This window comes from Streptomyces sp. CA-243310 (assembly GCF_050936775.1).
In the GTDB taxonomy this organism is placed as follows: Bacteria; Actinomycetota; Actinomycetes; order Streptomycetales; family Streptomycetaceae; genus Streptomyces.
This window is the reverse complement of sequence record NZ_JBNJMF010000002.1, coordinates 985798-1012101: the sequence shown is the minus strand read 5'-3', so window position 1 is coordinate 1012101 and position 26304 is coordinate 985798. Positions and strand designations below refer to the sequence as shown.

Annotated in this window: 23 protein-coding genes; 11 read left to right on the top strand and 12 right to left on the bottom strand. The window is 72.3% G+C overall.

The window, feature by feature from the left end; all coding sequences use genetic code 11:
- Positions 1 to 141 precede the first annotated feature (141 nt).
- The gene (locus ACQEVM_RS22065) at positions 142 to 3630 is read left to right on the top strand and encodes a M28 family peptidase (RefSeq protein ID WP_433085308.1); all 3489 of its coding nucleotides are present in this window, start codon (positions 142 to 144) and stop codon (positions 3628 to 3630) included.
- A gap of 120 nt (positions 3631 to 3750) precedes the next feature.
- Complete coding sequence (locus ACQEVM_RS22060) at positions 3751 to 4893, top strand: PP2C family protein-serine/threonine phosphatase (protein WP_433081650.1); 1143 nt, start codon at positions 3751 to 3753, stop codon at positions 4891 to 4893.
- Here the strand turns inward: ACQEVM_RS22060 and ACQEVM_RS22055 are convergent.
- Complete coding sequence (locus ACQEVM_RS22055; protein ID WP_433081648.1) at positions 4890 to 6095, bottom strand: aromatic amino acid transaminase; 1206 nt, start codon at positions 6093 to 6095, stop codon at positions 4890 to 4892. The genes ACQEVM_RS22060 and ACQEVM_RS22055 overlap by 4 nt on opposite strands.
- Positions 6088 to 7056 carry a DMT family transporter gene (locus tag ACQEVM_RS22050; RefSeq protein ID WP_433081646.1) on the bottom strand — a complete coding sequence of 323 codons (969 nt, stop codon included), beginning with the start codon at positions 7054 to 7056 and terminating at the stop codon, positions 6088 to 6090. Before ACQEVM_RS22050 ends, ACQEVM_RS22055 begins: the two co-directional genes overlap by 8 nt.
- 128 nt (positions 7057 to 7184) lie before the next feature.
- Between ACQEVM_RS22050 and ACQEVM_RS22045 the strand changes: the two genes are divergently transcribed.
- Both ACQEVM_RS22045 and ACQEVM_RS22040 read left to right on the top strand, forming a co-directional pair.
- On the top strand, positions 7185 to 7643 hold the full coding sequence (locus ACQEVM_RS22045; RefSeq protein ID WP_433081644.1) for an Lrp/AsnC family transcriptional regulator: 459 nt from the start codon (positions 7185 to 7187) through the stop codon (positions 7641 to 7643).
- Between the two features lie 302 nt (positions 7644 to 7945).
- Positions 7946 to 9448, top strand: a complete 1503-nt coding sequence (locus ACQEVM_RS22040) for an FUSC family protein (protein WP_433081642.1) — start codon at positions 7946 to 7948, stop codon at positions 9446 to 9448.
- Positions 9449 to 9470: 22 nt separating this feature from the next.
- Here the strand turns inward: ACQEVM_RS22040 and ACQEVM_RS22035 are convergent, their stop codons facing one another.
- Together ACQEVM_RS22035 and ACQEVM_RS22030 are read right to left on the bottom strand one after the other, a co-directional pair.
- On the bottom strand, positions 9471 to 10733 hold the full coding sequence (locus ACQEVM_RS22035; protein WP_433081640.1) for a cation:proton antiporter: 1263 nt from the start codon (positions 10731 to 10733) through the stop codon (positions 9471 to 9473).
- Positions 10734 to 10737: 4 nt separating this feature from the next.
- Positions 10738 to 11208, bottom strand: coding sequence for a cation:proton antiporter regulatory subunit (locus ACQEVM_RS22030; RefSeq protein WP_053678243.1), 471 nt, complete (start codon positions 11206 to 11208; stop codon positions 10738 to 10740).
- 317 nt (positions 11209 to 11525) lie between these two features.
- Here ACQEVM_RS22030 and ACQEVM_RS22025 point away from each other — a divergent pair, with 317 nt between their 5' ends.
- The 4 genes from ACQEVM_RS22025 (at position 11526) to ACQEVM_RS22010 (ending at position 15672) form a co-directional block, all read left to right on the top strand.
- On the top strand, positions 11526 to 12539 hold the full coding sequence (locus ACQEVM_RS22025; protein ID WP_433081637.1) for a HAMP domain-containing sensor histidine kinase: 1014 nt from the start codon (positions 11526 to 11528) through the stop codon (positions 12537 to 12539).
- On the top strand, positions 12536 to 13189 hold the full coding sequence (locus tag ACQEVM_RS22020; RefSeq protein WP_433081635.1) for a response regulator: 654 nt from the start codon (positions 12536 to 12538) through the stop codon (positions 13187 to 13189). Before ACQEVM_RS22025 ends, ACQEVM_RS22020 begins: the two co-directional genes overlap by 4 nt.
- Positions 13190 to 13409: 220 nt before the next feature.
- Entirely contained in the window at positions 13410 to 14549 is a 1140-nt protein-coding gene (locus ACQEVM_RS22015; RefSeq protein WP_433081633.1) for a nitric oxide synthase oxygenase, read from the top strand.
- Between the two features lie 55 nt (positions 14550 to 14604).
- Positions 14605 to 15672, top strand: coding sequence for a lactonase family protein (locus ACQEVM_RS22010; protein WP_433081631.1), 1068 nt, complete (start codon positions 14605 to 14607; stop codon positions 15670 to 15672).
- Positions 15673 to 15766: 94 nt separating this feature from the next.
- Here the strand turns inward: ACQEVM_RS22010 and ACQEVM_RS22005 are convergent, their stop codons facing one another.
- From ACQEVM_RS22005 to ACQEVM_RS21995, 3 genes are all read right to left on the bottom strand, one after another.
- Complete coding sequence (locus ACQEVM_RS22005; protein WP_433081629.1) at positions 15767 to 16687, bottom strand: sirohydrochlorin chelatase; 921 nt, start codon at positions 16685 to 16687, stop codon at positions 15767 to 15769.
- 109 nt (positions 16688 to 16796) lie between these two features.
- Positions 16797 to 17483 (bottom strand): uracil-DNA glycosylase, encoded by a 687-nt coding sequence (locus ACQEVM_RS22000; protein WP_433081627.1) that lies wholly within the window; start codon positions 17481 to 17483, stop codon positions 16797 to 16799.
- Between the two features lie 27 nt (positions 17484 to 17510).
- Entirely contained in the window at positions 17511 to 18599 is a 1089-nt protein-coding gene (locus tag ACQEVM_RS21995) for a WD40/YVTN/BNR-like repeat-containing protein (RefSeq protein ID WP_433081625.1), read from the bottom strand.
- Positions 18600 to 18827: 228 nt separating this feature from the next.
- Here ACQEVM_RS21995 and ACQEVM_RS21990 point away from each other — a divergent pair, with 228 nt between their 5' ends.
- Together ACQEVM_RS21990 and ACQEVM_RS21985 are read left to right on the top strand one after the other, a co-directional pair.
- Positions 18828 to 19928 carry an NADH:flavin oxidoreductase/NADH oxidase gene (locus ACQEVM_RS21990; RefSeq protein WP_433081623.1) on the top strand — a complete coding sequence of 367 codons (1101 nt, stop codon included), beginning with the start codon at positions 18828 to 18830 and terminating at the stop codon, positions 19926 to 19928.
- Positions 19929 to 20102: 174 nt separating this feature from the next.
- Positions 20103 to 20462: an ArsR/SmtB family transcription factor gene (locus ACQEVM_RS21985; RefSeq protein ID WP_433081621.1), complete on the top strand. Its 360-nt coding sequence runs from the start codon at positions 20103 to 20105 to the stop codon at positions 20460 to 20462.
- Here ACQEVM_RS21985 and ACQEVM_RS21980 read toward each other — a convergent pair.
- The gene (locus ACQEVM_RS21980) at positions 20452 to 21825 is read right to left on the bottom strand and encodes an FAD-dependent oxidoreductase (protein WP_433081619.1); all 1374 of its coding nucleotides are present in this window, start codon (positions 21823 to 21825) and stop codon (positions 20452 to 20454) included. The genes ACQEVM_RS21985 and ACQEVM_RS21980 overlap by 11 nt on opposite strands.
- Positions 21826 to 21877: 52 nt before the next feature.
- Positions 21878 to 22531, bottom strand: coding sequence for a DUF305 domain-containing protein (locus ACQEVM_RS21975; RefSeq protein WP_433081617.1), 654 nt, complete (start codon positions 22529 to 22531; stop codon positions 21878 to 21880).
- 76 nt (positions 22532 to 22607) lie between these two features.
- On the opposite strand from ACQEVM_RS21975, the gene ACQEVM_RS21970 reads away from it, so the two are divergent.
- Complete coding sequence (locus ACQEVM_RS21970; protein ID WP_433081615.1) at positions 22608 to 24092, top strand: LVIVD repeat-containing protein; 1485 nt, start codon at positions 22608 to 22610, stop codon at positions 24090 to 24092.
- 21 nt (positions 24093 to 24113) lie between these two features.
- Here ACQEVM_RS21970 and ACQEVM_RS21965 read toward each other — a convergent pair whose 3' ends face one another.
- The 3 genes from ACQEVM_RS21965 to ACQEVM_RS21955 all read right to left on the bottom strand — a co-directional run bounded on the left by ACQEVM_RS21965 (position 24114) and on the right by ACQEVM_RS21955 (position 26274).
- Positions 24114 to 24743, bottom strand: coding sequence for a TetR/AcrR family transcriptional regulator (locus ACQEVM_RS21965; protein WP_433081613.1), 630 nt, complete (start codon positions 24741 to 24743; stop codon positions 24114 to 24116).
- A gap of 117 nt (positions 24744 to 24860) precedes the next feature.
- The gene (locus ACQEVM_RS21960; protein ID WP_433081611.1) at positions 24861 to 25673 is read right to left on the bottom strand and encodes a hypothetical protein; all 813 of its coding nucleotides are present in this window, start codon (positions 25671 to 25673) and stop codon (positions 24861 to 24863) included.
- Between the two features lie 148 nt (positions 25674 to 25821).
- On the bottom strand, positions 25822 to 26274 hold the full coding sequence (locus tag ACQEVM_RS21955) for a hypothetical protein (protein ID WP_433081609.1): 453 nt from the start codon (positions 26272 to 26274) through the stop codon (positions 25822 to 25824).
- Between the last annotated feature and the right edge of the window lie 30 nt (positions 26275 to 26304).

Genomic DNA, 26304 nt, shown 5'->3' with positions numbered 1-26304 from the left:
CGCAGGGTGACCCCACCGCACCATAACGCGGGTCTTATGCCGGCAGGGATGTCCCAATCTCGCCATGTCCACGCCCATACTCGGCGCAGCCAGACCCCCCACACACACGATCGGAGTGGACTCTTGCAGCCCACCAGATGGATGGCGTCCGTGGCCGCCATGGCGCTGACCGCGAGCCTCGCCGGCGCGCTGGCCGGCACCGCCTCGGCCACGCCCCAGCAGCAGGGACAACCCCCGAGATCCGCCGCCCGGGCCGTCGCCGCCGCCGACGCGGCGGTCCGCAGCGGACTCGACACCCTCGTCAACTCTCCCCAACAGCAGTACGACCGGCGCCTGGTCACCCCCTGGGTGCAGGACCTGTACTCCGTCGCCTACGAACGCAGCTACCGCGGCCTGCCGGTCGTCGGTGGTGACGCGGTCGTCCTCGCCGACGGCGAAGGCCGGGTCCGCGCCCTCCAGTCGGCCTCCACGACCGTGATCGACGTGGCGACCACCCCGACCGTCCCCGCCCGCGCGGCCGAGGCCACCTCCCGCGCGGAACTCGCCTCGGTGGACAAGGTCCTCGACAGCCGGCTGGTCGTCCGACTCAAGGACGACAAGCCGGTCCTGGCCTGGGAGACCGTCCTCTCCGGCCGCACGAAGACCGCCCCGAGCAAGCTGCACGTGTTCGTGGACGCCCGCACCGGCAAGATCGTCGATCGCCACGACGAGGTCGTCGCCGGCACGGGCACCAGCAAGTGGAACGGTCCCAGCCCGCTCACGATCGACACCACCGCCTCCGGCGGCACCTACTCCCTGCGCGACCCGAACCGCACCGGCCTGAGCTGCGCCGACTACAGCACCGGCACCGTCTTCTCGAAGTCGTCCGACTCCTGGGGCAGCACCAGCGCCACCTCCAAGGAGACCGGCTGTACCGACCTCATGTTCGCCGCCCAGAAGCAGTGGGACATGCTCGGCCAGTGGCTCGGCCGCAACGGTGTCAGCGGGAACGGCCGCAGCTTCCCCGGCAAGGTCGGCCTGAGCGACCTCAACGCCTACTGGGACGGCAGCTCCGTCACCATCGGCCGCAACACCGCCAACGAGTGGATCGCCGGCGTGGACGTGGTCGCCCACGAGTACGGGCACGCCATCGACTCCAACACCCCGGGCGGCACCAGCGGCCAGGAGGCCGGGCTCGGCGAGGGCACCGGTGACATCTTCGGCGCGCTCACCGAGGCGTACATCAACGAGCCGTCCCCGTACGACACGCCGGACTACACCGTCGGCGAGATGATCAACCTCCAGGGCCGCGGACCGATCCGGAACATGTACAACCCGCCGGCCGTCAACAACGACCCGGCCTGCTACAGCTCCGCGATACCCGGCACCGAGGTGCACGCGGCGGCCGGCCCGCTCAACCACTGGTTCTACCTGCTCGCCGAGGGCACCAGCCCGGGTGGCGGCAAGCCCAACAGCAGCACCTGCAACTCCAGCACCCTGACCGGCGTCGGCGTCCAGAACGCCGGCAAGATCTTCTACGGCGGCATGCTGCTCAAGACCAGCAGCATGTCGTACAAGAAGTACCGGACGGCGACCCTCAGCGCCGCCAAGTCGCTCGATCCGAACACCTGCAACCTGTTCAACAAGACCAAGGCGGCCTGGGACGCCATCAGCGTGCCCGCCCAGAGCGGCGACACGACCTGCACCCCGAGCGGACAGAACGACGACTTCTCGCTCGCCCTGAACCCGGCCGCCGGCACCGTCCAGCAGGGTGGCTCCGTGACCACCTCGGTGGCCACCAACACCACCACGGGTTCGGCCCAGCAGATCACCCTCAGCGCCACCGGCCTCCCCGCCGGCGTCACCGCAAGCTTCAACCCGGCCACCGTGCAGTCCGGCCAGTCCTCGACGCTGACCCTCTCCGCCAACTCCAGCGCGGCCCCCGGCGCCTCCACCATCGTGGTCAAGGGCCAGGGTCCGAGCCTCACGCACACCGTCGACTACACGCTCAACGTCGGCGGCACCCAGCCCGGCAACGACCCGCCGAACATCAGCGTCACCAACGTCCAGGCGCACCTGACCCAGTTCAACACCATCGCCTCGCAGAACGGCGGCAACCGCCGCGCCGGCAGCGCCGGTTACACCCAGTCCCTGGCCTATGTGAAGGGCAAGCTCCAGGCCGCCGGCTTCACCGTCACCGAACAGAACTGCACCTCCTGCACCTACCCGTCGAACAACCTGATCGCCGACTGGCCCGGCGGCCCCGCCGACCAGACCGTGATGTTCGGCTCCCACCTCGACAGCGTCTCGGCCGGCCCCGGCATCAACGACAACGGCTCCGGCTCCGCCACCCTGCTGGAGAACGCGCTGGTCCTGGCCCAGAAGAACCCCACCATGACCAAGCACGTCCGCTTCGCCTGGTGGACCGACGAGGAACAGGGCCTCAACGGCTCGGAGTTCTACGTGGGCCGGCTCAGCAGCGCGGATCGCACCGCCATCAAGGCCTACTACAACTTCGACATGGTGGGCTCCACCAACGGCGGCTACTTCATCAACAACGTCAACTCCGCCGCCGCCGCACCCCTCAAGGCCTACTGGACCTCGCTGAACCTCGCCCCCGAGGAGAACGTCGAGGGCCAGGGCCGCAGCGACGACTACTCCTTCCAGCAGGGCGGCATCGCCACCTCCGGCTACGCGGCCGGCGCCAGCGCCCGCAAGACCTCCGCCCAGGCCACCAAGTGGGGCGGCACCGCGAACTCCGCGTACGACTCCTGCTACCACAGCGCCTGTGACACCACGAACAACATCAGCGCCACGGTCCTCGACCGCAGCGCCGACGGCGTCGCCTACGCGATCTGGAAGCAGGCCGTGGGCGGCGAGACCCCCGCCCAGGACTTCTCCCTCGCCACCTCACCGGCGGCCGGCTCCGCCAACCCGGGCGGCAGCGTCACCTCCACAGTCAACACCACCACCGTCAGCGGCGCGGCCCAGACCGTCGCCCTGTCCGTGTCCGGCGCGCCCTCCGGCGTCAGCGCCACCCTCAGCCCGACCTCCGTCCAGTCCGGCCAGTCCTCGACGCTCTCCGTACAGGTCGGCGCGGGCACCGCGCAGGGCACGTACACGCTGACCGTCACCGGTACCGGCACCACCAGCCACAGCACCACCTACACCCTGACCGTCGGGGGCGGCGGCGGCACCTGCACCCCGCGCCAGGTCGTGGTCAACGGCGGCTTCGAGAACGGATCCAGCCCCTGGACCGCCTCCTCGGGCGTCATCACCAACCAGGCCGGCCAGACCCCGCACGGCGGCTCGTACAAGGCATGGCTGAACGGCTGGGGCACCAGCCGCACGGACAGCGCCTCCCAGTCGCTGAGCATCCCGGCGGGCTGCTCCGTCCACCAACTGTCCTTCTACCTCCACATCGACACCGACGAGAACGAGAACGTCGTCTACGACACCTTCAAGGTCTCGGTGGGCGGCCAGACGCTGGAGACGCTGTCCAACGTGGACGCGAACTCCGGCTACGCCCTGAAGACCTACGACGTCTCCCGGTTCGCCGGCCAGACCGTCACCCTGCAGTTCCAGGGGGTCGAGGACCAGTCCCTCCAGACCTCCTTCGTGGTGGACGACGTCACCCTCCAGGTGAGCTGACGCCCGCCCGGGCACCCGCCCCCGAGCGGCACGCCCCCCGACCCGCGGGTCGGGGGGCGTGCCGCTCCGCGGCGTCCGCGCCACAGCGCGGGAGGAACACGGGCGGTGTAAGCAGGAGACATGGACCCTCGGCCGCCGCCCCCGCGCCCCCGCCGGCACGGGGAACCGCGCCCGGCGCTCCTGGCGGTCCCGTTCGCCCTGATCGCGATCGTCACCCTGGTGGACGTCCTGGCGCCCCCCGAGGTCCATCTCGGCCCCTTCCTCGTCGCCGCCCCGGCGCTCACGGCCTCCTTCGCCGGGCCCCGGGCGACCGGCATCGTGGGCGCGGTGGCCGTGCTCGCCCAGGTGGTGGTCGCGGTCAGCCGGACCACCCTCACGGACCTCAACCACACCTTCCAGATCATCGCCCTGATCCTGATCTCGGCCTTCGTGACCTTCTTCGCCCACTTGCGGGAGGCCCACGAGGCCCAGCTCACGCAGCTGCGTTCGGTCGCCGAGGCCGCCCAGGAGGTCGTCCTGCGACCCCTGCGCGAACGGATGGGGCCGCTGCGCGTGGCGTCCGTCTACCTGGCCGCCGAGGCCGAGGCCCTGATCGGCGGCGACCTGTACGCGGCCGCCCGCACCGCCCACGGCACCCGTCTGCTCATCGGGGACGTCCGGGGCAAGGGCCTGGACGCCGTCGGGGAGGCGGCCGTCGTGCTCGGCGCGTTCCGGGCCGCCGCCCACCTGGACGCCGGGCTGCCCGATCTGGTCGCCCGACTGGACGCCGCCGTCGCCGCCGACAGGGACGAGGAGGACGGCGCGCCGGGCCGGCCGGCCGGAGAGGGGTTCACCACCGCCGCCGTGGTCCACGTCCCGGACCGGGGCACGACCGTGGAGATCGTCAGCTGCGGGCACCCGCCACCGCTGCTGCTGCGCGGCGACCGGGTCGTCGCGCTGGAGGTGGCGCACCCGGCGCCGCCGCTGGGTCTCGCGGAACTCGTGGACTCCGGATACACCGCGCAGTCCTTCGCCTTCGAACCGGGGGACGTCCTGCTGCTCTACACGGACGGCGTCATCGAGGCCCGCGACGCGTCCGGCGCCTTCTACCCGCTCCAGGACCGGGCCGCCACCGCCCGCCCCGGCGCGGCAGGCCCGGAAGCCCTGCTGCGCCGGCTGTGTGCGGACCTGCTCCGGCACTCGCCCGGGGGCCGGCTGGGCGACGACGCGGCGATGGTCGCCGTGGAACGCCTGGCCCCCGGGGTCGAGCCGGACAGGGCCTAGTTCGACTCGGCCAGCACGGCCGCGACGCCCTGCGCGAGGCAGGGCACCCGGTGCGAGGGGATGCCCGCGATGTTGATCCGGCCCGAGGTGGTCCCGTACACGGCGAATCCGCTGCGCAACCGCAGCATCTGGCGCGGGTCGAGCGGCAGCATCGAGAACATGCCCTTCTGGCGTGCCAGCACGTCGGCCTGCGGGCCCCAGCCGAGCGCCGCCAGGCGCGCGACCAGATCCCGCCGGTTGTCCGTGATCCGGCCGCGCATGGCGTTCAACTCCGCCCGCCAGGTCGCCCGCAGTCCCTCGTCCTCCAGGACCGCCGTCACGATGGCGGCCCCGTGCTCCGGCGGCATCGAGTACAGCGTGCGCGCGGCGTTCTGGAGGGCCGTCTCCACGTGCCGCAGCGAGGCGCGGGAGGAACCGATGACGACGGCGCAACCGGTGCGGTCGCTGTAGAGGCCGAAGTTCTTCGAGCAGCTGATCGCGACGAGCATCTCCGGCACCCGCTCGGCGAGCATGCGCGTCGGGGCCAGATCGGCCTCCAGGCCGTCGCCGAGCCCGTGGTACGCCAGATCGACGAACGGAACCCAGCCGGCACGCTCCGCGAGCGCGGCCAGTTCCTCCCAGTCCCGGAGGGACGGGTCCACGCCACTGGGATTGTGGCAGCAGCCCTGGATCAGCACGACGTCGTCGCGGCGCGCCCCCGCCAGGTCCGCCAGCATCCCGGCCCTGTCGTGGCGACCCTCGGCGTCCACCCAGGCGTACGTCCGCACGTTCAGCCCGGCCGCCTCCAGGATGGGCCGGTGGTTGACGTAGGCGGGATCGCTGATCCACACGGTGGTGCCCGGACGGGTCCGGCAGATCAGGTCGGCCAGCAGGCGCAGGGCCCCGCTGCCCGCGACGGTCTGCACCGCGACGGCCCGCTCGACCGGTGCCTCGGCCGCGCCCGAACCGGGCCCCAGCACCAGCGACAGCATCGCGCGGTTGAAGGCGGTGTTGCCGGACAGACCGCGGTACTCCTTGGAGGCGGAACGTTCCGCCAGGAGTATCTCGGCCTCGCGTACGGCCGCCATCACGGGCGTGCCGCCCGTCTCGTCCCGGTACACCCCGAGGACGAGGTTCAGCCGCTCGGGACGTGCGTCGGCCCAGAACGCCTCGGTCAGGTCCCAGAGCGGATCGACGGGCGGCGGGAGGAGGAGCTCAAGCATCTGCGGGGACCTCGGGCTGGGATCGGGGGCGCGAGCGCCGATTGGCGAGGACGACGCCGGCGGTGATGAGGGGGACGCCGACGAGCACGGCGAGCGTCGGCGACTCGTCGAGCAGGGGTATGGCGAGCAGGACCACCGCGACCGGGCTCAGGCTCCCGACGACGGAGCTGCGCTCCGCGCCCAGCGCCCGGATGGCGTAGGCGTACAGCAGGCCGGCGCACAACCCGACCCCGAGCCCCTGCACCACGAGGAACAGCAGGATGTCGCCGCCCGCCGCCGAGGCCATCGCGGTGGGGAGCACGCCCGTGAGGACCAGCAGACCGATCACCGTGAACGAGGGAAGGCACAGCAGACCGATCGATCCGACCGGGTCGAGGTCGACCTCCTTGAGGCCCACCGTGTACAGGGCCCACAGCCCGCTCGCCACCAGCAGCAACCCCGAGCCGGCCAGCACGTCCGTGTTGACCGGGACGACGTGGCGCCAGACGAGGGCCCCGACCCCGGCGGCGATCAGCGCCAGTCCGGCCGCCTGGGTCCCTCGGGGCATCCCGCGCCCGCCGGCGACCATCAGCCCGGACACGAACAGCGGGACCATGCCGGGGACGATCGACCCGACGAACGCCGCCGAGGTCAGCGAGCCGCCCTGCATGGCGGCGAGGAAGAACGGGACGCCCGCCCCGCAGACGATCTTCGCGGCGGCGGCCGGGTGCACGGCCGCGATCCGGGCGCGCCGCCGCCACAACGCGGGCGCCAGGACCAGGACCGGGACGCCGAACCGCAGCAGGGCCGCGTCGGCGGGCAGCAGGGACGAGGTGCTCAGGGCCCGGGCGCTGAGGGCGAAGGCGGCCCAGATCAGCACGGTCACCACCAGCGCCGCCGTGCCCCGCGCCTGTGGCGAGAGCCGGCGCGCGACGGACGGGTGCGGGGGAGCCGTCGCGGACGGGATGCTCTGCGTGGCCAAGGGGGTTCCTCCAGCATGAGGGGGCCGGAATCGACCACCAGGCAACGCTAGAGCCTGAGCCGGGGCAGCCGATTGCCAGTTCTGCCTCTCAGACATAGCTTTGAGGCAGAATCTGCCAAGGAGGGCCGATGGACGCAGTCGATCTGCTGATCATTCGCGCATTGCAGGCCGACGGCCGCCTGTCCAACCAGGACCTGGCCGACCGCGTTCGACTGTCCCCCTCGCCGTGTCTGCGCCGGGTCCGCCGACTGGAGGAGGCCGATCTCATCCGCGGCTACACGGCGATGGTCGACCAGGTCGGCTTCGGACTCCCCATCACCGTCTTCGTCCGGATCCGGCTGGAACGCCACACGAGCGAGGCCGTCAGGATCTTCGAGGGACACGTCGCGGGCATCGAGCACATCCAGGACTGCTACCTGATGGCGGGCAGCAGCGACTACCTGCTCAGGGTCGTGATCGAGAGCCTCCAGGCGTACGAGGCCCTGGTCCGCGACCGGATCCATGCCATCCCCGGCATCGCCTCCATCGAGTCGAGCTTCGCGTACGGCAGCGTGAAACAGTCCCGCATCTACCCCCGCCCCGCCTGAACCCCGCACCGGTCGCGTCGGGCCACGACTCCGAGCCGGGCCTTTGGTCCGCGCCGGCCCGTTCCACGCGCCCCGAACAGGGCCAATGGCCCAGTGTTCCGAGCCCGAGTTGAGCCAGTGGGCCCCGGGGTGGTTATCTGTGTCCTATCCATGTACTTACGGCGCCACGCAGCGCCGGACGGCGACGAGGCCGCTCCGGACCGTGGCGCCTTCGCCGTGCCCGCACACCGCCCACCACCCCCGGGCGGCGGCAGGCCCGGCGTGCGTCGTATCGAGGGGGGCGGCACACCGCCGTGAAGAGGATGTTCGTGGCTCCGGACCCGGGGCGAATGAGACTGAGGAACGCGCTCCGCGCCGTGATCGGCATCGGCCTGGCCGTCGCCTCGGCCGAACTGGCCGGACTGTCCCTGACCGCCTCCATCACCGGTGGACTGGCGGCCCTGCTGGCCCTGTTCACCGTCCTCGACGCCACCGTGCGCGCCCAGCGGGTGACCACGGCCCTGCTGCCCCTGGCGGGCTTCCCCGTACTGGCCCTCGCCACGACCCTGCACGGCATCACGCTCGCCCGCGACGCTGCGTTCCTCGTCGTCGTCCTCGCCGGGGTCTACGCCCGCCGCTGGGGTCCGCGCGGACACGCACTCGGGGTCTTCGCCTTCATGAGCTTCTTCACCACCCAGTTCCTGCACGCGGTCCCCGCGCAACTGCCCGAACTGTTCGCCGCCGTCGGCCTGGCGCTGCTCTCCGCCGCCGCCGTGCGCTTCGTCCTGTGGCCGATCGAGCGCCGGACACCGCCGCCCCCGACCCCGCCCGGCCTGCCCGGCACCGGCTTCGCGCGGACCACCACCCGACAGGCCCTCCAGGCCACCGCCGCCTGCGCCGTCGCGCTCAGCGTGGGTCAGGTACTGTCCGAGGACCGCTGGTACTGGGCCGTCGGCACCGTCTGGTGGATCTTCGTGAACACGGCCTCGCGCGGCGAGACCCTGGTGCGCGGCTTCCGCCGGGTCCTCGGCACGGTCATCGGGATCGGCGTCGGCCTGCTCGTCGCCATCCCGCTGGACGGGGCGCCCGCGCCGACCGCCGCGCTGGTCGCCGTCTGCGTCTTCGGGATCTTCTACACCGCCCCCGTCTCGTACAGCTGGATGATGTTCGCCGTGACGGTCATGGCCGGCCTGCTCTACGGCCTCCTCGGCGTCCTGGACCCGGGCCTGCTGGTGCTCCGCTTCCAGGAGACGGCCGTGGGCGCGGTCTGCGCGGCACTCGCCGTGATCCTCGTCCTGCCCGTCACCACGCACGCCACGAACGACGCCTGGATCCAGCGCGCCCTGCTCTGCGTCCGCACCTGCACGGCCGAGGCCGCCGCCCGACTGGCCGGTTCACCGGCCGCCGACCCGGCCCCGCACGCCGCCGAGCTGGAACTGCTGCTGGGCCGGGTACGGCTCTCCCTCGCCCCGCTCGTCCACCCGCTCAGCCCGTACGCGGCCCGCAAGGCACGGGCGCGCCACGTGCTGTCCCTCCTCGACGAGTGCGCCGCGGAGGTGCGGGGTCTGGTCACCGTGGCCGCCGACCCGGACGCCGGCCACGACGCCCGGCTCGCGGCGGCCTGCCGGCGCGTGGAGACCGCCGTCGAGGCGCTGACCTCGCCCGGCACACCTGCCGGCGCCGACGGCCGACCGGCCGCGGGACTGATCCCCGAGCAGCGCGCCGGCGAGCACGCGCTGGCCCACCTGCACGGCCTGGAGCGGCTCCTCACCCAGCTCGACGCCCCGTTGCGCACGCCCGCGCGCGGCCCCCTGGTCAGCGCCTGAGCGAGACCGGTCGGGCCGCCGCTCAGGCGCGCCCGGCCGGATCCTGGTCCTGCTCCGGCACGTTCTCGGACACGCCCTCCGGCGACTTCGCCGGAGAGGGCACCGCGGCCAACAGCGGCCGCGGCCGGGCCCGCCGCCCGGTCAGGTACACCGCCAACGGCTCGGTGTAGCGGGCGGTCAGCGGTCCCACGATCACCAGGATCAGCACGTACGCGGTCGCCAGCGGCCCGAGGCCCGGCTCGATGCCCGCGGTGACCGCCAGCCCGGCGATCACGATGGAGAACTCCCCGCGCGCCACCAGGGTGCCGCCCGCCCGCCAACGCCCCTTGACGCCGACCCCGGCCCGCCGCGCGGCCCAGTGGCCGGTGGCGACCTTCGTGCAGGCGGTGACGAGCGCGAGCGCGAGGGCGGGCAGGATCACCGGCGGAATGCTGGCCGGGTCCGTGTGCAGGCCGAAGAAGACGAAGAACACCGCGGCGAACAGGTCCCGCAGCGGACTCAGCAGCGTGTGCGTGCCCTCGGCGACCTCCCCGGACAGCGCGATGCCGACGAGGAACGCGCCGACGGCAGCCGAGACCTGGAGCTGCTGGGCGAGGCCCGCGACGAGCAGGGTCAGTCCGAGGACCACCAGGAGCAGCTTCTCCGGGTCGTCGCTGGAGACGAAGCGGGAGATCACCCGCCCGTACCGGACGGCGACGAACAGGACCGCCCCGGCGACACCGAGCGCGATGGCCAGGGTCAGGCTGCCCGCCGCGAGGCTCACCCCCGCCAACAGTGCCGTGACGATCGGCAGGTACACGGCCATGGCCAGGTCCTCCAGCACCAGGATGCTGAGGATGACCGGCGTCTCCCGGTTGCCGAGCCGCCCGAGATCGCCCATCACCTTGGCGATGACGCCCGAGGAGGAGATCCAGGTGACCCCGGCCAGGACGACGGCCGCGACCGGCCCCCACCCCATGAGCAGCGCCGCGACCGCGCCGGGCACCGCGTTGAGGCCGAAGTCGACCAGCCCCGCCGGGTACTGGGTCTTGAGGTTGGAGACGAGATCGCTGGCGGTGTACTCCAGGCCCAGCATCAACAGGAGCAGGATGACGCCGATCTCGGCGCCGATCGCCACGAACTCCTCGCTCGCGCCGAGGGGCAGCAGCCCGCCGTTGCCGAACGCGAGCCCCGCCAGCAGATAGAGGGGGATGGGGGAGAACTTGAGGCGCCCCGCGACCCGGCCGAGCAGGCCCAGGCCGAGGATGATCGCGCCGAATTCGATGAGGAAGACAGCGGAGTGCACGGCCTCACTCCCGTCCGAGTATCGCGGCGGCCGCCTCGACGCCCTCGCGGGTGCCGATGACGATGAGCGTGTCCCCGCCGGCCAGGCGGAAGTCCGGCGCGGGGGAGGGACGCGCCTCGGCGCGGCGCAGTACGGCGACCACCGAGACGCCGGTCTCGGTCCGCATCCGGGTCTCGCCCAGCACCCGGCCGTTCCAGTGGGAGTGCGCCGACAGCTCGATCCGTTCGGCCACCAGCCCCAGATCGGTGGTGTGCAGGACGTTGGGACTGTGGTGCGCCGGCATGAGCGCGTCGATCAGCGACGCCGTCTCCGGCCCGGTCAGGTGCAGCGACTGGGCGCACGCGTCGGGATCGTCGGCCCGGTAGACGTTCACCGTGCGGGTGCCGTCCCGGTGCGCGATCACCGACAGGTGGCGGTGTTCGCGCGTGGTGAGGTCGTACTGGACGCCGATGCCGGGCAGCGGTGTCGTACTCATCCGTGGAGCAGGCACAGCCCGTCCCCCCTTGATCCATCCGTGGTTGCCGTACGGCGCCGTAGGCGTGTTCGGGCAGGTCACGGGCCTCGGCGCGGGCCCATGCTGCCACTTTCCGAAGGCGCGTGAAATGGGTGTCGGCACGGATGGACAGGACGGCTCCGCAGCGGTGAGGGTGGGGCGGGGAAGTGGATCCCGCCACGGGTCGGGCGCCGAGACAGGGCAGGCCGGGGACGGATCCGGGTCGGCGGGCCGATGCGGGCGGTGGGGCGGGGGACGGCGATAGTGGGACGGACGTTCGACGAGAGAGGCGCGGTCCCATGTCGCTGTACTGGCGGATCTTCCTGTTGAACGCCGCCGTGCTCGTCGTGGCCGTGCTGCTGTTCTTCGGTCCGGTCACCGTCTCGACCCCGGTGCTCTTCGGGGAAGCGCTCGTCCTGCTCTGCGGACTGGCGGCCATGCTCGTCGCCAACGCCGTCCTCCTGCGGATCGGACTCGCCCCGCTGCAACGTCTCACCCGGGCCATGGCCACGGCGGACCTGCTGCGTCCCGGTCGGCGTCCCCGGGTCACCGGTCGCGGCGAGATCGCCGAGCTGACCGAGACCTTCAACAGCATGCTGGACCGGCTGGAGGCCGAACGGGCCACCAGCAGCGGCCGTGTCCTGTCGGCCCTGGAGGCGGAGCGCCACCGCATCGCGCGCGAGCTCCACGACGAGGTCGGCCAGACCCTCACCGCCGTGCTCCTCCAGCTCAAGCACGCCGCCGACCGGGTCCCCGAACCCGTGCGCGCCGACCTGCGCCAGGCCCAGGAGACCACCCGCGCCGGCCTCGACGAGATCAGGCGCATCGCCCGCCGCCTGCGCCCCGGCGTCCTGGAGGAACTGGGCCTGCACAGCGCGCTCCGGTCGCTGGTCGCCGAGTTCACCACCCCGCGCCTCGGCGTGAGCGCGCACATCACCCCGGGGCTGCCCGCCCTGGCGCCCGCCACCGAACTCGTCCTGTACCGCGTCGCCCAGGAGGGCCTGACGAACGCCGCGCGGCACGCGGGTGCCACCCGCGTCGCACTGCACCTGCGCCCGCGGCCCGGCGGTGGCGTGGTGCTGCTGGTCCACGACGACGGCCGGGGCGTCGGCGCCGCGCCGGAGGGCGCCGGCATCCAGGGCATGCGCGAGCGCGCCCTGCTGATCGGCGCCGACCTGTCGGTCGCCCCCGCGGCCACCGGCGGCACCGACGTGCGCCTGACGGTCGCCGCCGCCGACACGGCCACCGACACCGCCGCCCACACCGACACCGCCGCCCACACCGACACCGACACCGGGGAGAACGCCCGATGACCGCACCGGCCCGGATCCTGCTCGCCGACGACCACGCCCTCGTGCGGGGCGGCGTACGGCTCATCCTGGACGCCGAACCCGACCTCACCGTCGTGGCCGAGGCGGCCGACGGGGCCGAGGCCGTCGCCCTGGCCCGCACCACCGACGTGGACCTGGCCATCCTCGACATCGCCATGCCCCGACAGACGGGACTACAGGCCGCCCGGGAACTCGCCCGCCTCCGACCGGGGCTGCGGATCCTGATGCTCACCATGTACGACAACGAGCAGTACTTCTTCGAAGCCCTGCGGGCCGGCGCGGGCGGGTACGTCCTGAAGTCCGTCGCCGACCGCGACCTCGTGGAAGCCTGCCGGGCCGTCCTGCGTGACGAACCGTTCATCTATCCCGGCGCCGAGACCGCCCTCATCCGCAGCTACCTCGACCGTGCCCGTCAGGGCGATCCCCTCCCGGCCCGGCCCATCACCGAACGCGAGGAGGAGATCCTCAAGCTCGTCGCGGAGGGCCACACCTCGAAGGAGATCGGGGACCTGCTCGTCATCAGCGCCAAGACCGTGGAGCGGCACCGGGCCAACCTCCTCCAGAAGCTGGGCCTGCGCGACCGCCTCGAACTCACCCGCTACGCCATCCGCGTCGGCCTCATCGAGCCCTGACCCCTGACACCGAACCCGCACAACTCGGCGAACTGCGGCGGATGTTACTCCCCACCCGTGGCTTCTCGGCGCTCCTCCCGCGAAGACCACTCGGACGAGTGTTCCCCTGGCAAGGGTCGCCTGCCGCTGACCTGCGGCATGTACAACGGGTGATCGGTGAATGCACGTTCATCCGGCACGTACCGGGTGGATCTGGTCGAACGGGGGGTAACGGCCCGGAATGGAAATTCTTCACCAGCGCTCCGACACCGCTCAGGTGTGGGAAGCAGCCGAGGAGTTCATCCGACTCTTCCACCGGGAGAATCCGGAAGCCGGTGATCCGCGTGTTCGACTCGCCGCCGTACGGGCCGAACTCGCGGGCACCGGAACCTACCGACACACCCCGGAGGAACTGGTGCACGGCGCCCGCGTCGCCTGGCGCAACAGCAATCGCTGCATAGGCAGGCTCTACTGGAACTCGCTGCGGGTCCGCGACCGCCGCGAACTGACCGAGGCCGACGACGTCGCCGAGGAGTGCTTCGCCCACCTGCGCGAGGCCACCAACGGCGGCCGGGTCCGGCCCACCATCACCGTCTTCGCCCCGGACGCCCCGGGCCGCCCGGGCCCGCTGATCTGGAGCGAGCAACTGGTCCGGTACGCCGGGTACGGAGACCATCCCTCCGTCACCGTCGGCGACGCCCGCAACGCCCCGCTCACCGGTGCCCTGCTGGGCCTCGGGTGGCCCGGCGGGCCCGGCACCCCCTTCGACCTCCTCCCGCTCGTGGTCCAGGGCGTGGACGACAAGCCGCGCTGGTTCGAGACCCCCGCGGACGCGGTGCTGGAGGTCCCGATCCGCCACCCCGACGCCGCCGACGGCTGGGCGGACTGGGGTCTTCGCTGGCACGCGGTCCCGGCCATCTCCAACATGTGCCTGGAGGTCGGTGGCATCCACTACCCGGCGGCCCCGTTCAACGGCTGGTACATGGGCACCGAGATAGGGGCCCGCAACCTGGCCGACACCGACCGGTACAACCTCCTCCCCGCGGTCGCCCGCCGGCTGGGCCTCGACCTCTCCACCGACCGTTCCCTCTGGAAGGACCGGGCCCTGGTCGAGCTCAATCGGGCCGTACTGGACTCCTTCGACCGGGCCGGGGTGACCATCGCCGATCACCACACCGAGTCCCGGCGCTTCCTGTCCCACCTGGAACGGGAGGAGCGCAAGGGGCGTGCGGTCGGGGCGGACTGGTCCTGGATCGTGCCGCCGATCTCCGGTTCCGCGACCCCGGTGTTCCACCGCACGTACGAGGACCGGGCCAGCGCGACGGCCTACGTTCACCATCGCGGCGCGCAAGAAAGGGCCCAAGGACGGGATTTGGTCTAGACCTTCTGTTACCGTCGGCTCCGAACGGATCCGGAACGGCGGAATTGAGGTACCTGTGGACGACGCGCACAGCACGGACCAAGCGGACGGACACCGGGCCTACATCGGCTCGTTCACCTCGGGGGGCGGTCGCGGTGTCACCACCGCGGCCGTGGATCCGGCCACCGGGGCGCTGACCCCGCTCTCCGCCACCGCCGCCCTCGTGGACCCCTCGTACCTCGCCCTCGCGCGGGACACCGGGGTGCTCTACGCGGTCAGCGAGACCGAGCAGGGCGGGGTCGGCGCCTTCCGTGCCACGGCCGGGGGGCTCGAACCGCTCGGCGGCCCCGTCCGGGTCGGCGGGTCCGGTCCCACCCATCTCTGCGTCGTGGGTCGGCGCCTGTTCGCCGCCAACTACACCTCCGGCAGTGTCAGCAGCCTCCCGCTCGCCGCCGACGGGCGGATCCTCGGGCCCGCCGCCGTCCTCGCCCATCGCGGCTCCGGCCTCGACTCCGACCGGCAGGCGTCCCCGCACGCCCACCAGGTGGTGCCCGACCCCACCGGCCGCCGACTGCTCGCCGTGGACCTGGGCACCGACTCGGTGCTGGTCCACGCCCTCGACCCGGCCACCGGTGAGCCGCGGCCGCACGGCGAGACCGCGCTGCGGGCCGGGACGGGACCGCGCCACCTCGCCTTTCACCCGGACGGCGAGGTGGTCTACGTCCTGCACGAACTGGAGGCCCAGCTGACCGTCTGCCGGTGGACCGCGACCTCCGGGCGGCTGGAACCGGTCGCCGAGGTTCCGATCGCCGCGGGCGGGTCCTCAGGGCCCGTACGTGACCACCCCTCGGCCGTGGTCGTCTCACCCGACGGGCGCTTCGTCTGGGCCGCCGTGCGCGGCGCCGACACCCTCGTCACCTTCTCGCTCGCCGGCGGGCCCGAGAAGCCGCAGCTCACCGCCATCGTCTCCTGCGGTGGGCACTGGCCGCGCGACCTCGCCCTCGACCCCTCGGGCCGCCGGCTGTACGCGGCGAACGAGAGGTCCGGGGACGTCACCTGGTTCGACGTGGACCGGCTGACCGGCCGGCCGCGCCGGGCCGGTTCGGTCGCCGTGCCCGCCGCCACGTGCGTGGTCTTCGGCTGAGTCGCCCGGGCGACGGGCCCGCGCCCGCACGCACGAGGGCCCGCGCTCCGGTCGTGGAGCGCGGGCCCTCGCGTACGGGTGTCGAGCGGGTGGTTCAGTGGGCCGCGGCGCCCAGGGTGATCCCCAGTGCCGCGCTGTACTGCGTGACGGCCAGCTTGCCGAGCGCCGGGTAGGCCCCCAGCACCTCCGCGGTGGCGCAGTCGGCCTCCTTGCAGGCCGTGTCCAGCAGCCCCTCGGCGGCCTCCGGGCCGATCAGGTACGGGGCCAGCGCCAACTGCGTCGACCCCTCGGCGCGCAGTTGCTCGGCGATCGTCGCCACCGAGCCCTCCTGGTCCAGGGCGGCGGCCTTGACCGGCACCGCGAGACGGGCGGCCAGCAGCATGCCGGTGATCCCGGCGGCCCGGACGGCCTCCTCGCCACCGGTGGTCGCCAGGATGATGCCGTCGGCGGCGGTGGTCACGGTGAACAGGCGCGCCCGGTCGGCGCGGGCCAGACCGGCCTCGGAGAGCCGTACGTGCAGGCCCTCGGCGAGCAGCGGGTGCGGGCCGAGCACGTCGGCCAGCTCGGCGGCGGCCGAGGAGTCCATCAACGCCTGGCGGACGCGGCGCAGCAGGTCGCCGTCGGGGCCGGCCAGCAGGGGCACGACCACGGCGTCCGGGCCGCCGGCCGGGGGCACCTCGTGCCCGGCGGCGCGGGAGAACTCCGCGCGCGCGGCACGTTCGTGCGCGATGGCGGTCAGTACGCCGGAGAGCGACGGGAACTCGGAACCCTCGGCGTCATCGCCGTCGAGGTATCCGATCCGGCCGTCGAGGCCCGGCAGCTCGGAGCGGCCGATGCTGATGATCTCTTCCGCGAGTCCGCGCGAGGCGGCGGAGGGGGCACCGGGCACGGCGAGCACCAGCGCGGGCGCGCCCTCGGGCGCCACCGCGGGCTCGGGTCGGCGGTGCCGTCCGGCAGGGCGGGGTCGCGGCATTCGTACGGGCAGGCCATTGTCGGGCCCAGTGGGGGAGCTCATGGCGCCGCATGCTACTGGCTTATCGGAAGAGAGTGTTCGGGCAGGGCCTCTTCCGGCGGCTTCTGTCCGTATTTATCCGTTGAATGTCGTATAAGTTTCAACTGTACGGTCAACTGGCGTTCGGCAGGCGCCAGTCAACCGGCTGTGCTCCCTGTCCCACCAGCAACTCGTTCGTCCTGCTGAACGGCCTGGAACCGAAGAACCCGTTGGTCGCGGACATGGGGGAGGGGTGCACGGACTCCACGGCCGGCAAGTCGCCCAGCAGGGGCCTCAGGTTGCGTGCGTCACGCCCCCACAGCACGGACACCAGCGGCTTGCCGCGCGCGGCGAGCGCGCGGATGGCCTGCTCGGTGACGGCCTCCCAGCCCTTGCCGCGGTGACCGCCGGTCTTGCGCGGGGCGGTGGTGAGCGAGCGGTTCAGCAGGAGTACGCCCTGCCGGGTCCACGGGGTCAGATCGCCGTTGAGCGGCCGGCCCGTCCCGATGTCCGCGTGCATCTCGCGGAAGATGTTGTCCAGGCTCGGCGGCCAGGGACTCACCTCGGGCGCCACCGAGAAGGACAGGCCCATCGCGTGCCCCGGGGTGGGGTAGGGGTCCTGTCCGACGATGAGCACCTTCACCTCGTCGAAGGGTTGCTGGAACGCGCGCAGGACGTTGGCCCCCGAGGGGACGTAGGTCCTTCCCGCCGCGATCTCGCCGCGCAGGAAGTCGCCCATCGCGGCGATCTGCGCGGCCACCGGCTCCAGAGCCCGGGCCCAGCCCGGCTCGACGATCTCGTTCAACGGTCGTGCTGCCACGGTCGATCACTCTACTGGCTCAATCCGTCACGGGAGAACGGCGGCCCTCACGCAGAGCACGTCCGGCAGGTGTTCGGCCAGGAGTTGCCAGCTGTCACCGTCGTCGTGACTGCCGTACAACTCCCCGTTGCGGTTGCCGAAGTAGATCCCGGCCGGGTTTCCGTCGTCGGTGCAGAGTGCGTCCCGCAGGACGGTCCCGTAGTGGTCCCCGTCCGGCAACCCCCGCTCCAGGGGCTCCCAGCGGGCCCCCGCGTCCCGTGTGCGGAACACCCGGCAGCGGTGTTCGGCCGGGACGCGGTCGGAGTCGGCGTTGAGCGGGAAGACGTACGCGGTGTCCGGCCGGTGCGGGTGGGCGGCCACCGCGAAGCCGAAGTCGGAGGGCAGTCCGGCGCCGATGTCGGTCCAGTCCGTGCCCGCGTCGTCGCTGCGATAGACCCCCCAGTGGTTCTGCAGGTACAGCCGGTCGGCGTTCCCGGCGTCCTGGGCGATCTTGTGGACGCACTGGCCGAACTCCGGGTTCGGGTCCGGCAGGAACACCGCCGAGACCCCGTGGTTCGACGGGGTCCAGCTCGCCCCGCCGTCCCGGGTCCGGAACACGCCGGCCGTGGAGACCGCGACGGTCACGGCGTCCGGGTCGCCCGGGTACGTGATCACGGTGTGCAGGCCCTCGCCGCCACCGCCCGGTACCCAACTCCCGCGGCTCGGGTGTTCCCACAGCGGTCGGACCAGCTCGAAGGACTCGCCCCGGTCGGTCGAGCGGAACAGGGCGGCCGGTTCGGTGCCCGCGTAGACCACGTCCGGGGCCTCCGGCCCGGCGGGGTGCAACTGCCACACCCGTTCCAGCGATGCGCCCGTGTCCCGGGGGAACCGGACGGCCGCCGCGGCGGGCTCCCGCCAGGTCGCGCCCAGGTCGTCGGAGCTGAAGACGGACGGGCCCCAGTGCGCGCTGTCCCCGCCGACCAGCAGGCGGGGGGCCGGGTCCCGGGTGTCGATCGCGACCGCGGACACGGCCTGGGCGTTGAAGTGCGGCCCGTCGAACCGCCAGGGCCCGGCGTCCGTCCGGCGGCCGATGAAGAGTCCTTTGCGGGTACCCGCGAGCAGCAGAACGTCGGACATGGCCGACACCTCCGGACTTCCTTGTCCTTCACGACAGCAGCTTCGAGCCAGTCTGCACCCGGCCGCCGACAACGGCTCGCAGCGACGTTCCCGGTTCCGGGGCCGGCCCCCGCTGCTGCGCGAACGCCGGTTGTACGAGAACTCTCGTAGTACGGTGAAATTCGTAGTACGGTAGATCTCGTACTTAGCCGCCGAGCCCGGCGCGCCCGCCGACACCCGGAGAGCCCGATGAGTGCTGCCCCCGCTGCGTTTGCCGCCCTTTTCCAGCCCCGTACGATCCGTTCGGTGACCATCCCGAACCGCGTGTGGATGGCTCCCATGTGCCAGTACAGCGCCGAGGCCACCGGCCCCGCGGTCGGCGCGGCGGGCGCATGGCACTTCGCGCACTACGCCGCCCGCGCCGTCGGCGGCACCGGCCTGATCATCCAGGAGGCCACCGCGATCTCGCCGGAGGGCCGCATCTCCCCGTACGACCTCGGCATCTGGAACGACACCCAGGTCGAGGCGCTGCGCCCGATCACCGCCTTCCTCAAGTCGCAGGGAACCATTTCGGGCATCCAGCTTGCGCACGCCGGCCGAAAGGCGTCCACCGAGCGCCCCTGGAAGGGCGGCCGGTCGGTCGGGCCCGAGGGGCACGGCTGGCTGCCCGACGCCCCGAGCGCACTGCCCTTCCACGAGGGCGACCCGATCCCGAACGAACTGACGGTCGACCAGATCCACGAGATCACCGCGCAGTTCGCGGACGCCGCCCGCCGCTCCCGCGAAGCCGGCTTCGAGATCGTCGAGATCCACGGCGCGCACGGCTACCTCATCGGGCAGTTCCTGTCCCCGCGCAGCAATCACCGCACCGACGAGTACGGCGGCTCCTTCGACAACCGCACCCGCTTCGCCCTCGAAGTCGTCGACGCCGTACGGGCGGTGTGGCCCGAGGAACTCCCCGTGTTCTTCAGGATCTCCGCCACCGACTGGCTGGAAGAGGACGGCTGGACCGGCGACGAGACCGTCCGGTTGGCCGCTCTCCTGCACCGGCACGGCGTGGACTTCCTCGACGTCTCCACCGGCGGACTCGCCCCGGACGCCAAGATCCCGGTGGCTCCCGGTTTCCAGGTGCCCTTCGCGGCCCGGGTCAAGGCCGAGACCTCGCTGCCCGTCGCCGCCGTCGGCCTGATCACCGAACCGGCCCAGGCCGAGAAGATCCTCTCCAACGGGGAGGCCGACGCGGTCCTGCTCGGCCGGGAACTGCTCCGCGACCCCTACTGGGCCCGCCGTGCGGCGGCCGAGCTGGGCGCGGAGCCGCGTACGCCCTCCCCGTACCACCGGGCCTGGTGAACCGGGTCGGCCCGGGCCCCCACGCCCGGGCCGACCCATCGCCGGGAATCGACCCTGCCGCGAGACGGCCCTCCGTGCGGGCCGTCTCGTACGGGCCGTCTCGTACGGCATTCCTCGTACAATGACGGCACGAGCGATGACGGCACGCGTCACACCGAGCGAGTGGAGCAGGACATGGCGGAACGTGAGACCACCCGCGCACTCGCCCACCCCGACCGCGCCGAGATCCGCCTGGAAGGCGTGCTGCACGCGCTCTCCGACCCGCTGCGACTGTCCATCGTCCGGGACCTGGCCTCCTCGGACACCGAACTCGCCTGTTCACACTTCGCGTTGCCGGTCACCAAGTCCACGACCACGCACCACTTCCGGGTGCTGCGCGAGAGCGGCGTCGTACGGCAGGCCTACGCGGGCACCACCAAGCTGAACGGCCTGCGCGACGCCGACCTGGAGGCCCTCTTCCCCGGCCTGCTGGACAGCGTCCTGCAGGCGGCGAGCGCCCAGGAGGCCCGCCTCACGACTCCGATCACGGCGTAGGGGGCGCAGAGCCCGCCGCGCCCAGCAGGCCCGACCAGTCGGGGATCTTGACGGAGCGGCGTCCCAGCGAACGTCCCAGGTCGGCCTCCGCGACCTCGATGGCCAGCCAGCCCGGCCACTCCACCGGCCTCAGGCCCGCCGCCCGCAGGGCGTCCAGCGGGTCGCCCGGAAGCTCGCGCCGGGCCAGCCTCCCCGCGTCCTGGAGCAGCGAGGACGCCGTCTCCTTGGCGCACGGCCGGTTGGTGCCGATCACCCCGGTCGGGCCGCGCTTGATCCAGCCCGCCACGTACTCCCCGACCGAGGCCCGGCCCGCGCGCAGCACCCGACCCGCCGCGTGCGGGATCGTGCCGCGCACCGCGTCGAACGGCAGACCGGGCAGGGGCACGCCCTGGTACCCCACCGACCGCAGGATCAGCTCCGCCGGGACGTCCTCGTACACGCCCGTGCCGGTCAGCCCGCCCGCGCCGTCCTGCGCGGTCCGCTCGAACCGCATGCCGACGACCCGCCCGTCCGCCCCGCCCAGCACCATCGCCGGACGCAACCGGAACCGCAGGGCGATGGTCCGGTCCTGCTCCTCGGCCGCCTCGCCGTCCGCCTCGGCCCAGCCCCGCAGCACCTCCAGGTTCCGCCGGGCCACGGCGGGCAGCGCGGCCGCCGCGTCCGGGTCGCGGTAGGTCGGGTCCAGGGCCAGTTCGGCGGGGTCCACCCGCACCGCGACCCCCGGCAGGGTGCCCAGTTCGCGCAGTTCCTTCGTGGTGAACCGGCCCTGGGAGGGGCCGCGCCGGGCGACCATCGACACCGTCCGCAGACCACTGCCCGCCAGCACCCCCAGAGCCGGGTGCGGCATGTCGGTCGCCGTCAGCTCGGGCGCGCCCCGGGCCAGGATGCGGGTCACGTCCACCGCGACGTTGCCCGCCCCGACCACCACCGCCGAGCGCACCCCGCGCAGGTCGAAGGCCGCCGCGTCCGGGTGCCCGCTGTACCAGGCCACGAAGGCCGTCGCGGAGTGCACCCCGGCCAGTTCCTCGCCCGGGATGCCCAGCAGCCGGTCCCGGGCGGCGCCGACGCAGTACACGACCGCGTGGTACAGCTCCAACAGTCGGTCGGTGGTCAGGGTCGGACCGCCCACCTCCACGTTCCCGAGGAAGCGGATCCGCTCGTCCTCCAGCACCGCGCGCAGACTTCCGGTCAGCGACTTGATCTTCTCGTGGTCGGGGGCCACCCCGTACCGCACGAGCCCGTACGGCGCCGGCAGCCGGTCCAGCACGTCGACCCGTACACCCGGCACCTCGCGCTGTTGCGCCAGGATCTGCGCGGCGTAGACCCCGCTCGGGCCCGAACCGACGACGGCGACACGAAGCACGGCGGAACTCCTCCCGCAGGTGTCTCCAGCATGACACCGGGTCTCCCGGCCGTCAGCCCATCGCGCGCATACGGTGGATCTCGGCGCTCTGGGTGGCCACCACCTCCGTCGCCATCTCCTCGACCGCCACGTTGTTGCCGCCGGCCAGCGCCTCGCCCGCCATCTTCACGGCGCCCTCGTGGTGGGCGATCATCAGCGTGAGGAAGAGCCGGTCGAAGTCCGCGCCCTTCGCCGCGGCGAGGTCGGCGAGCTGCCGCTCCGTGGCCATGCCCGGCATGGTGCCGTGGTCGTGGGATCCGGCGTCGGTGGAGGGCGCCGGGTGCCGGGCCCGCCACTTCTCCATGGCCCCGATCTCGGGTCGCTGCGCGGCGGCTATGCGTTCCGCGACCCGCTTGACCCCGTCGGCCGAGGCCCGGGTCGGGGCGAGGGCGCTCATCGTCAGCGCCTGTCCGTGGTGCTCGATCATGTGACGCACGTACGTCTGGTCGGCGGCGTTGGGGCTGTCGTCCGGACGCTCCCTGGCCGCCTGTTCGGGGGAGAGGGTCCGTGCCCTCTCGCCCGGTCTGCCGGGGGCCACGACCACCGGCGCGCCGTCGCGGGCGTCGTCCGCCGCCCCGTCCTGCCGGCAGCCGGCGAGGGTGAACAGGAGACCGGCGGTCAGCGCCGCTCCCAGGATTCGGCCGAGTAAGACGTTTGCCATGTCCATGGAAAGGACGATACTGCCGGGGTCCAGGTTCCGTTCCCAGGAAGAGCGGAACGCACGGGCCCCCACGGGAGGCACAGTGACCTCGCACACCGTCAGAGCGCCACGCAGAAGTCCGGCGGTGGCCCTCGTGGCCGCCGGGCTGCTCTCCACGCTCCTGGCCGCCGCCGGACCGGCGGTCGCCAGCCCCGACCCGGGCGACGCGTTACCCGGCGTCGGATCCGCGCGCGACGCCGCACCCGCCCAAGGCCGCGAACTCGCCCCCGGGGAGATCCCCGGTCAGGACGAGATCGTGCACAGCCGGAACATCAAGCCCCTCGCCAACATCCCCAGCGCCAACCCCGACGGCATCAACTCGGACCTGGCCTTCCAGGGCAGATACGCCTACGCGGGCAGTTACGACGGCTTCACCATCTACGACATCGGCAACCCCAAGGCGCCCAAGACCGTCACCACGGTCCTGTGCCCCGGCGGGCAGAACGACGTGTCGGTCTCCGGCGACCTGCTGTTCCTCTCCACCGACTCCTCGCGCAGCGACGACTCCTGCAACAGCGTCTCGCAGCCCGCCACGGAGAAGTCCTCGTGGGAGGGCATCAAGATCTTCGACATCAAGGACAAGAAGAACCCCAAGTACATCAAGTCGGTGGAGACCGCGTGCGGTTCGCACACCCACACCCTGGTGCCGGGCGGCCGTGACATCTACCTCTACGTCTCCTCGTACTCGCCGAACGAGGCCTTCCCCGACTGCAAGCCGCCGCACGACGGCATCTCCGTGGTCAAGGTCCCGAAGAAGGCCCCGACGAACGCCTCGGTCGTCGCCTTCCCCGTCCTCTTCCCGGACGGCGGGAACCCGGGAGCGCCCGCCAACCCCGGCGTCTCCAAGACCACCGGCTGCCACGACATCACCGTGCTCCCCTCGAAGAACCTCGCCGCCGGCGCCTGCATGGGCGACGGCATCCTCTTCGACATCAGCAAGCCCGAGCAACCGCGGGTCATCGACCGGGTCCAGGACAACGTGAACTTCGCGTTCTGGCACTCCGCGACCTTCAACGAACGCGCGAACAAGGTCGTGTTCACCGACGAGTTGGGCGGCGGCAGCGGCGCCACCTGCAACGAGGCCACCGGCCCGGACCGGGGCGCGGACGGGATCTACGACATCACCGGTCGCGGGGACCAGCGCAAGCTCGTCTTCAAGAGCTACTTCAAGATCCCGCGGCTCCAGGCCGACACCGAGAACTGCGTGGCCCACAACGGCTCGCTGATCCCGGTCGGCGGCGGTCGCGACGTCATGGTGCAGGCCTGGTACCAGGGCGGGATCTCGGTGTGGGACTTCACCGACTCCACCCGGCCCAGGGAGATCGCGTACTTCGAGCGCGGCCCCCTGACCACCGACGCGCTCGGCCTCGGCGGTTCCTGGTCGGCGTACTACTACAACGGGCACATCTACTCGAACGACATCGTGAAGGGCCTCGACGTGCTGAGGCTCGACGACTGGCGCACCGAGAGCGCCAAGTGGGTGCGGATGGACGGCCTCAACGTGCAGACGCAACCCGAATACCACTGACCCCGCCCGACGACAGGGCGCTCACCGTGCCGAGGGGAACGATCCGCCGGGCGGCCCGCCGTCCGGCGGGTCGCCCATCTCCCAGTCCAACGCGTACCGCTGGAACAGCTCGGCCCGCAGCCGGGTCTGCGGCATCGGCGCTCCCGGCAGCAGCACCGCCACCACCGCACCCATCAGCAGGGCCCGCAGCAGCGGATAGTCGGTGTCCACGTCCGCCGACCCGTAGCGGGTGACCGTGTCCCGCAGCAACTGCGCGAGCCGTTGTTGCTCGACGCACTGGACGAACCCCTCCGCCTGGAGGATGCCCGCCATGTGGGTCCGCATCAGCCGCGGCCGGTCCCGGGCCAGTCCCAGGATCGCGTCGATCGCCCGGGCCATCCGCTCGCGGCCGTCATCCGTCGGGGGATCCCGTTCCAGGGCCGCTTCCAAGGTCAGGTGCATCAGCCGGTGCACGGCCGACTGGAGCAACTGTCGCTTGCCGGGGAAGTAGTACGAGACCAGGCCGCGGGCGGCGCCCGCCCGGTCCGCGATGTCGCCGAGGGTCGTGGCCTCGTAGCCGCGTTCGGCGACGAGATCGACCGTGGCTTGCAGCAACCGCTCCCGGGAACGTCTGCGCAATTCTTCATTGACCGATGCGCTGCGCGGGGACATGCTTACTCCTGCGTTGACTGGCTGCGAGCCAATATACTCAGCGCACGAGATCGTCTGCTCTGGGCGACGCGGGGGATCGCCCAGAGCAGGCAGGATCCAGCGGTCTGGTGAAACGATTCAGCCCGGTACCTGGCGATCAGTCGAGCCGGCCGGTTCCTCTTGTCGGCGCAGCAGCCGGGTGGTCCAACCGCCGACGACGATCAGGCCGACGCCGAGCCACCACGTGTTGTCGAAGATCAGCACCGCGATCCCCACCGGGATCAGCAGCCCGGCCAGCGGGAGCAGCAGTCTGGAGACGGGCGGCGCGGGCAGGCCGCGGGCCTTGGCGCGCGCGACGTCCGGGTACCACTCGGTGAAGCGCAGGGCCGCCACGATCGCCAGGATCTGGATGATCCAGCCCGTCCAGATGTTGTTCGGGTTGTGCAGCACCAGATCGCCGAAGGCGCCCGCCACGGCTGCCGCCAGGAAGGCGAGCCCCCAGACCCCGGTGATCGCGTAGTTCGTCCGCAGGAAGGCGGGCGTCTTCCAGAGCGAGGGGTCCACGCGCTCACGGGCGTACTGGAGGGTGAAGGGCATCCGCACGGCCATGGAGCCGAACGCGATGATCACCAGGGCGATGTTGGAGACCTCGCCCGCGTACGTTTCCAGCCACCGTAGGGTCCCCGGACTCGCCGTGAGGCCCACGATGCTGAGGACCCCGAAGAACAGCAGGTCGGACAGTTCCAGAAGCTTCCACGACGAGCCGCGGGCGACCAGTCGGCCTCCCACCACGAGGGTCAGGGAGATCACCAGGGCCAGCGCCACCGCCCACTCGAACCGCCCCGGCCCCACCAGCAGGGAGAACGCGATCCAGGGGGAGATGCCGACGAAGGGACTGTTCAGGAAGCCGGCCACCTTGCCGGTGACGGGGGAATGGGTCGCTCTTGCCATGGGCTCCGGCCTTCCTGCCGCCCGCACCCTGCCTCACGTTCCTGCCTCACGTTCCAACGTACGCCGGACCGTCGCGTTCGACGCGGGGAGCCGGAGGGGTCCGGACGCGAGCCGGCCCGATCAGGCCGACCCGGTCAAACCGGCCCGATCAGGAACGCGGCAGCAGGAAGTGCGTGCCGACTCCGGCCCCGTCCACGTGCACGACGTGCGCACCCACCCGGACCGTCTGGGTGTCGCCGACGCGCCACGACCCGTCGTCGCCCCGCGTCCCCCCGACCGCCCCGGCGCCGCCGCCATCCTCGTCGGTCCCGTCGACCAGGGGGATCCAGACCTCCAGGAAGGTGCTGCCGTCGAGGTTCACACCGGTCTCCACCAGGCCCGCGCCCTCCCGGCGCAGGGTTCCCACGTCGTAACCCGGGACGCCCACCTCGTGGTGGAAGGTGACCTGCCCGCCCTCGTGGGAGGTGGTGCCGGCGAAACCGCGACTGTCCGCGTAGAACCGGCCGCTCTGGAGCCACACGACGGTGTCGGTCTCCCGCAGCGGTCCGCCGTCACGGCTGATTCCGGCGCGCGACCAGGCGCCGCGCGAGGGTGCGTCCATGATCAGAGCCTGCCACAGGGCCGTCGGGCC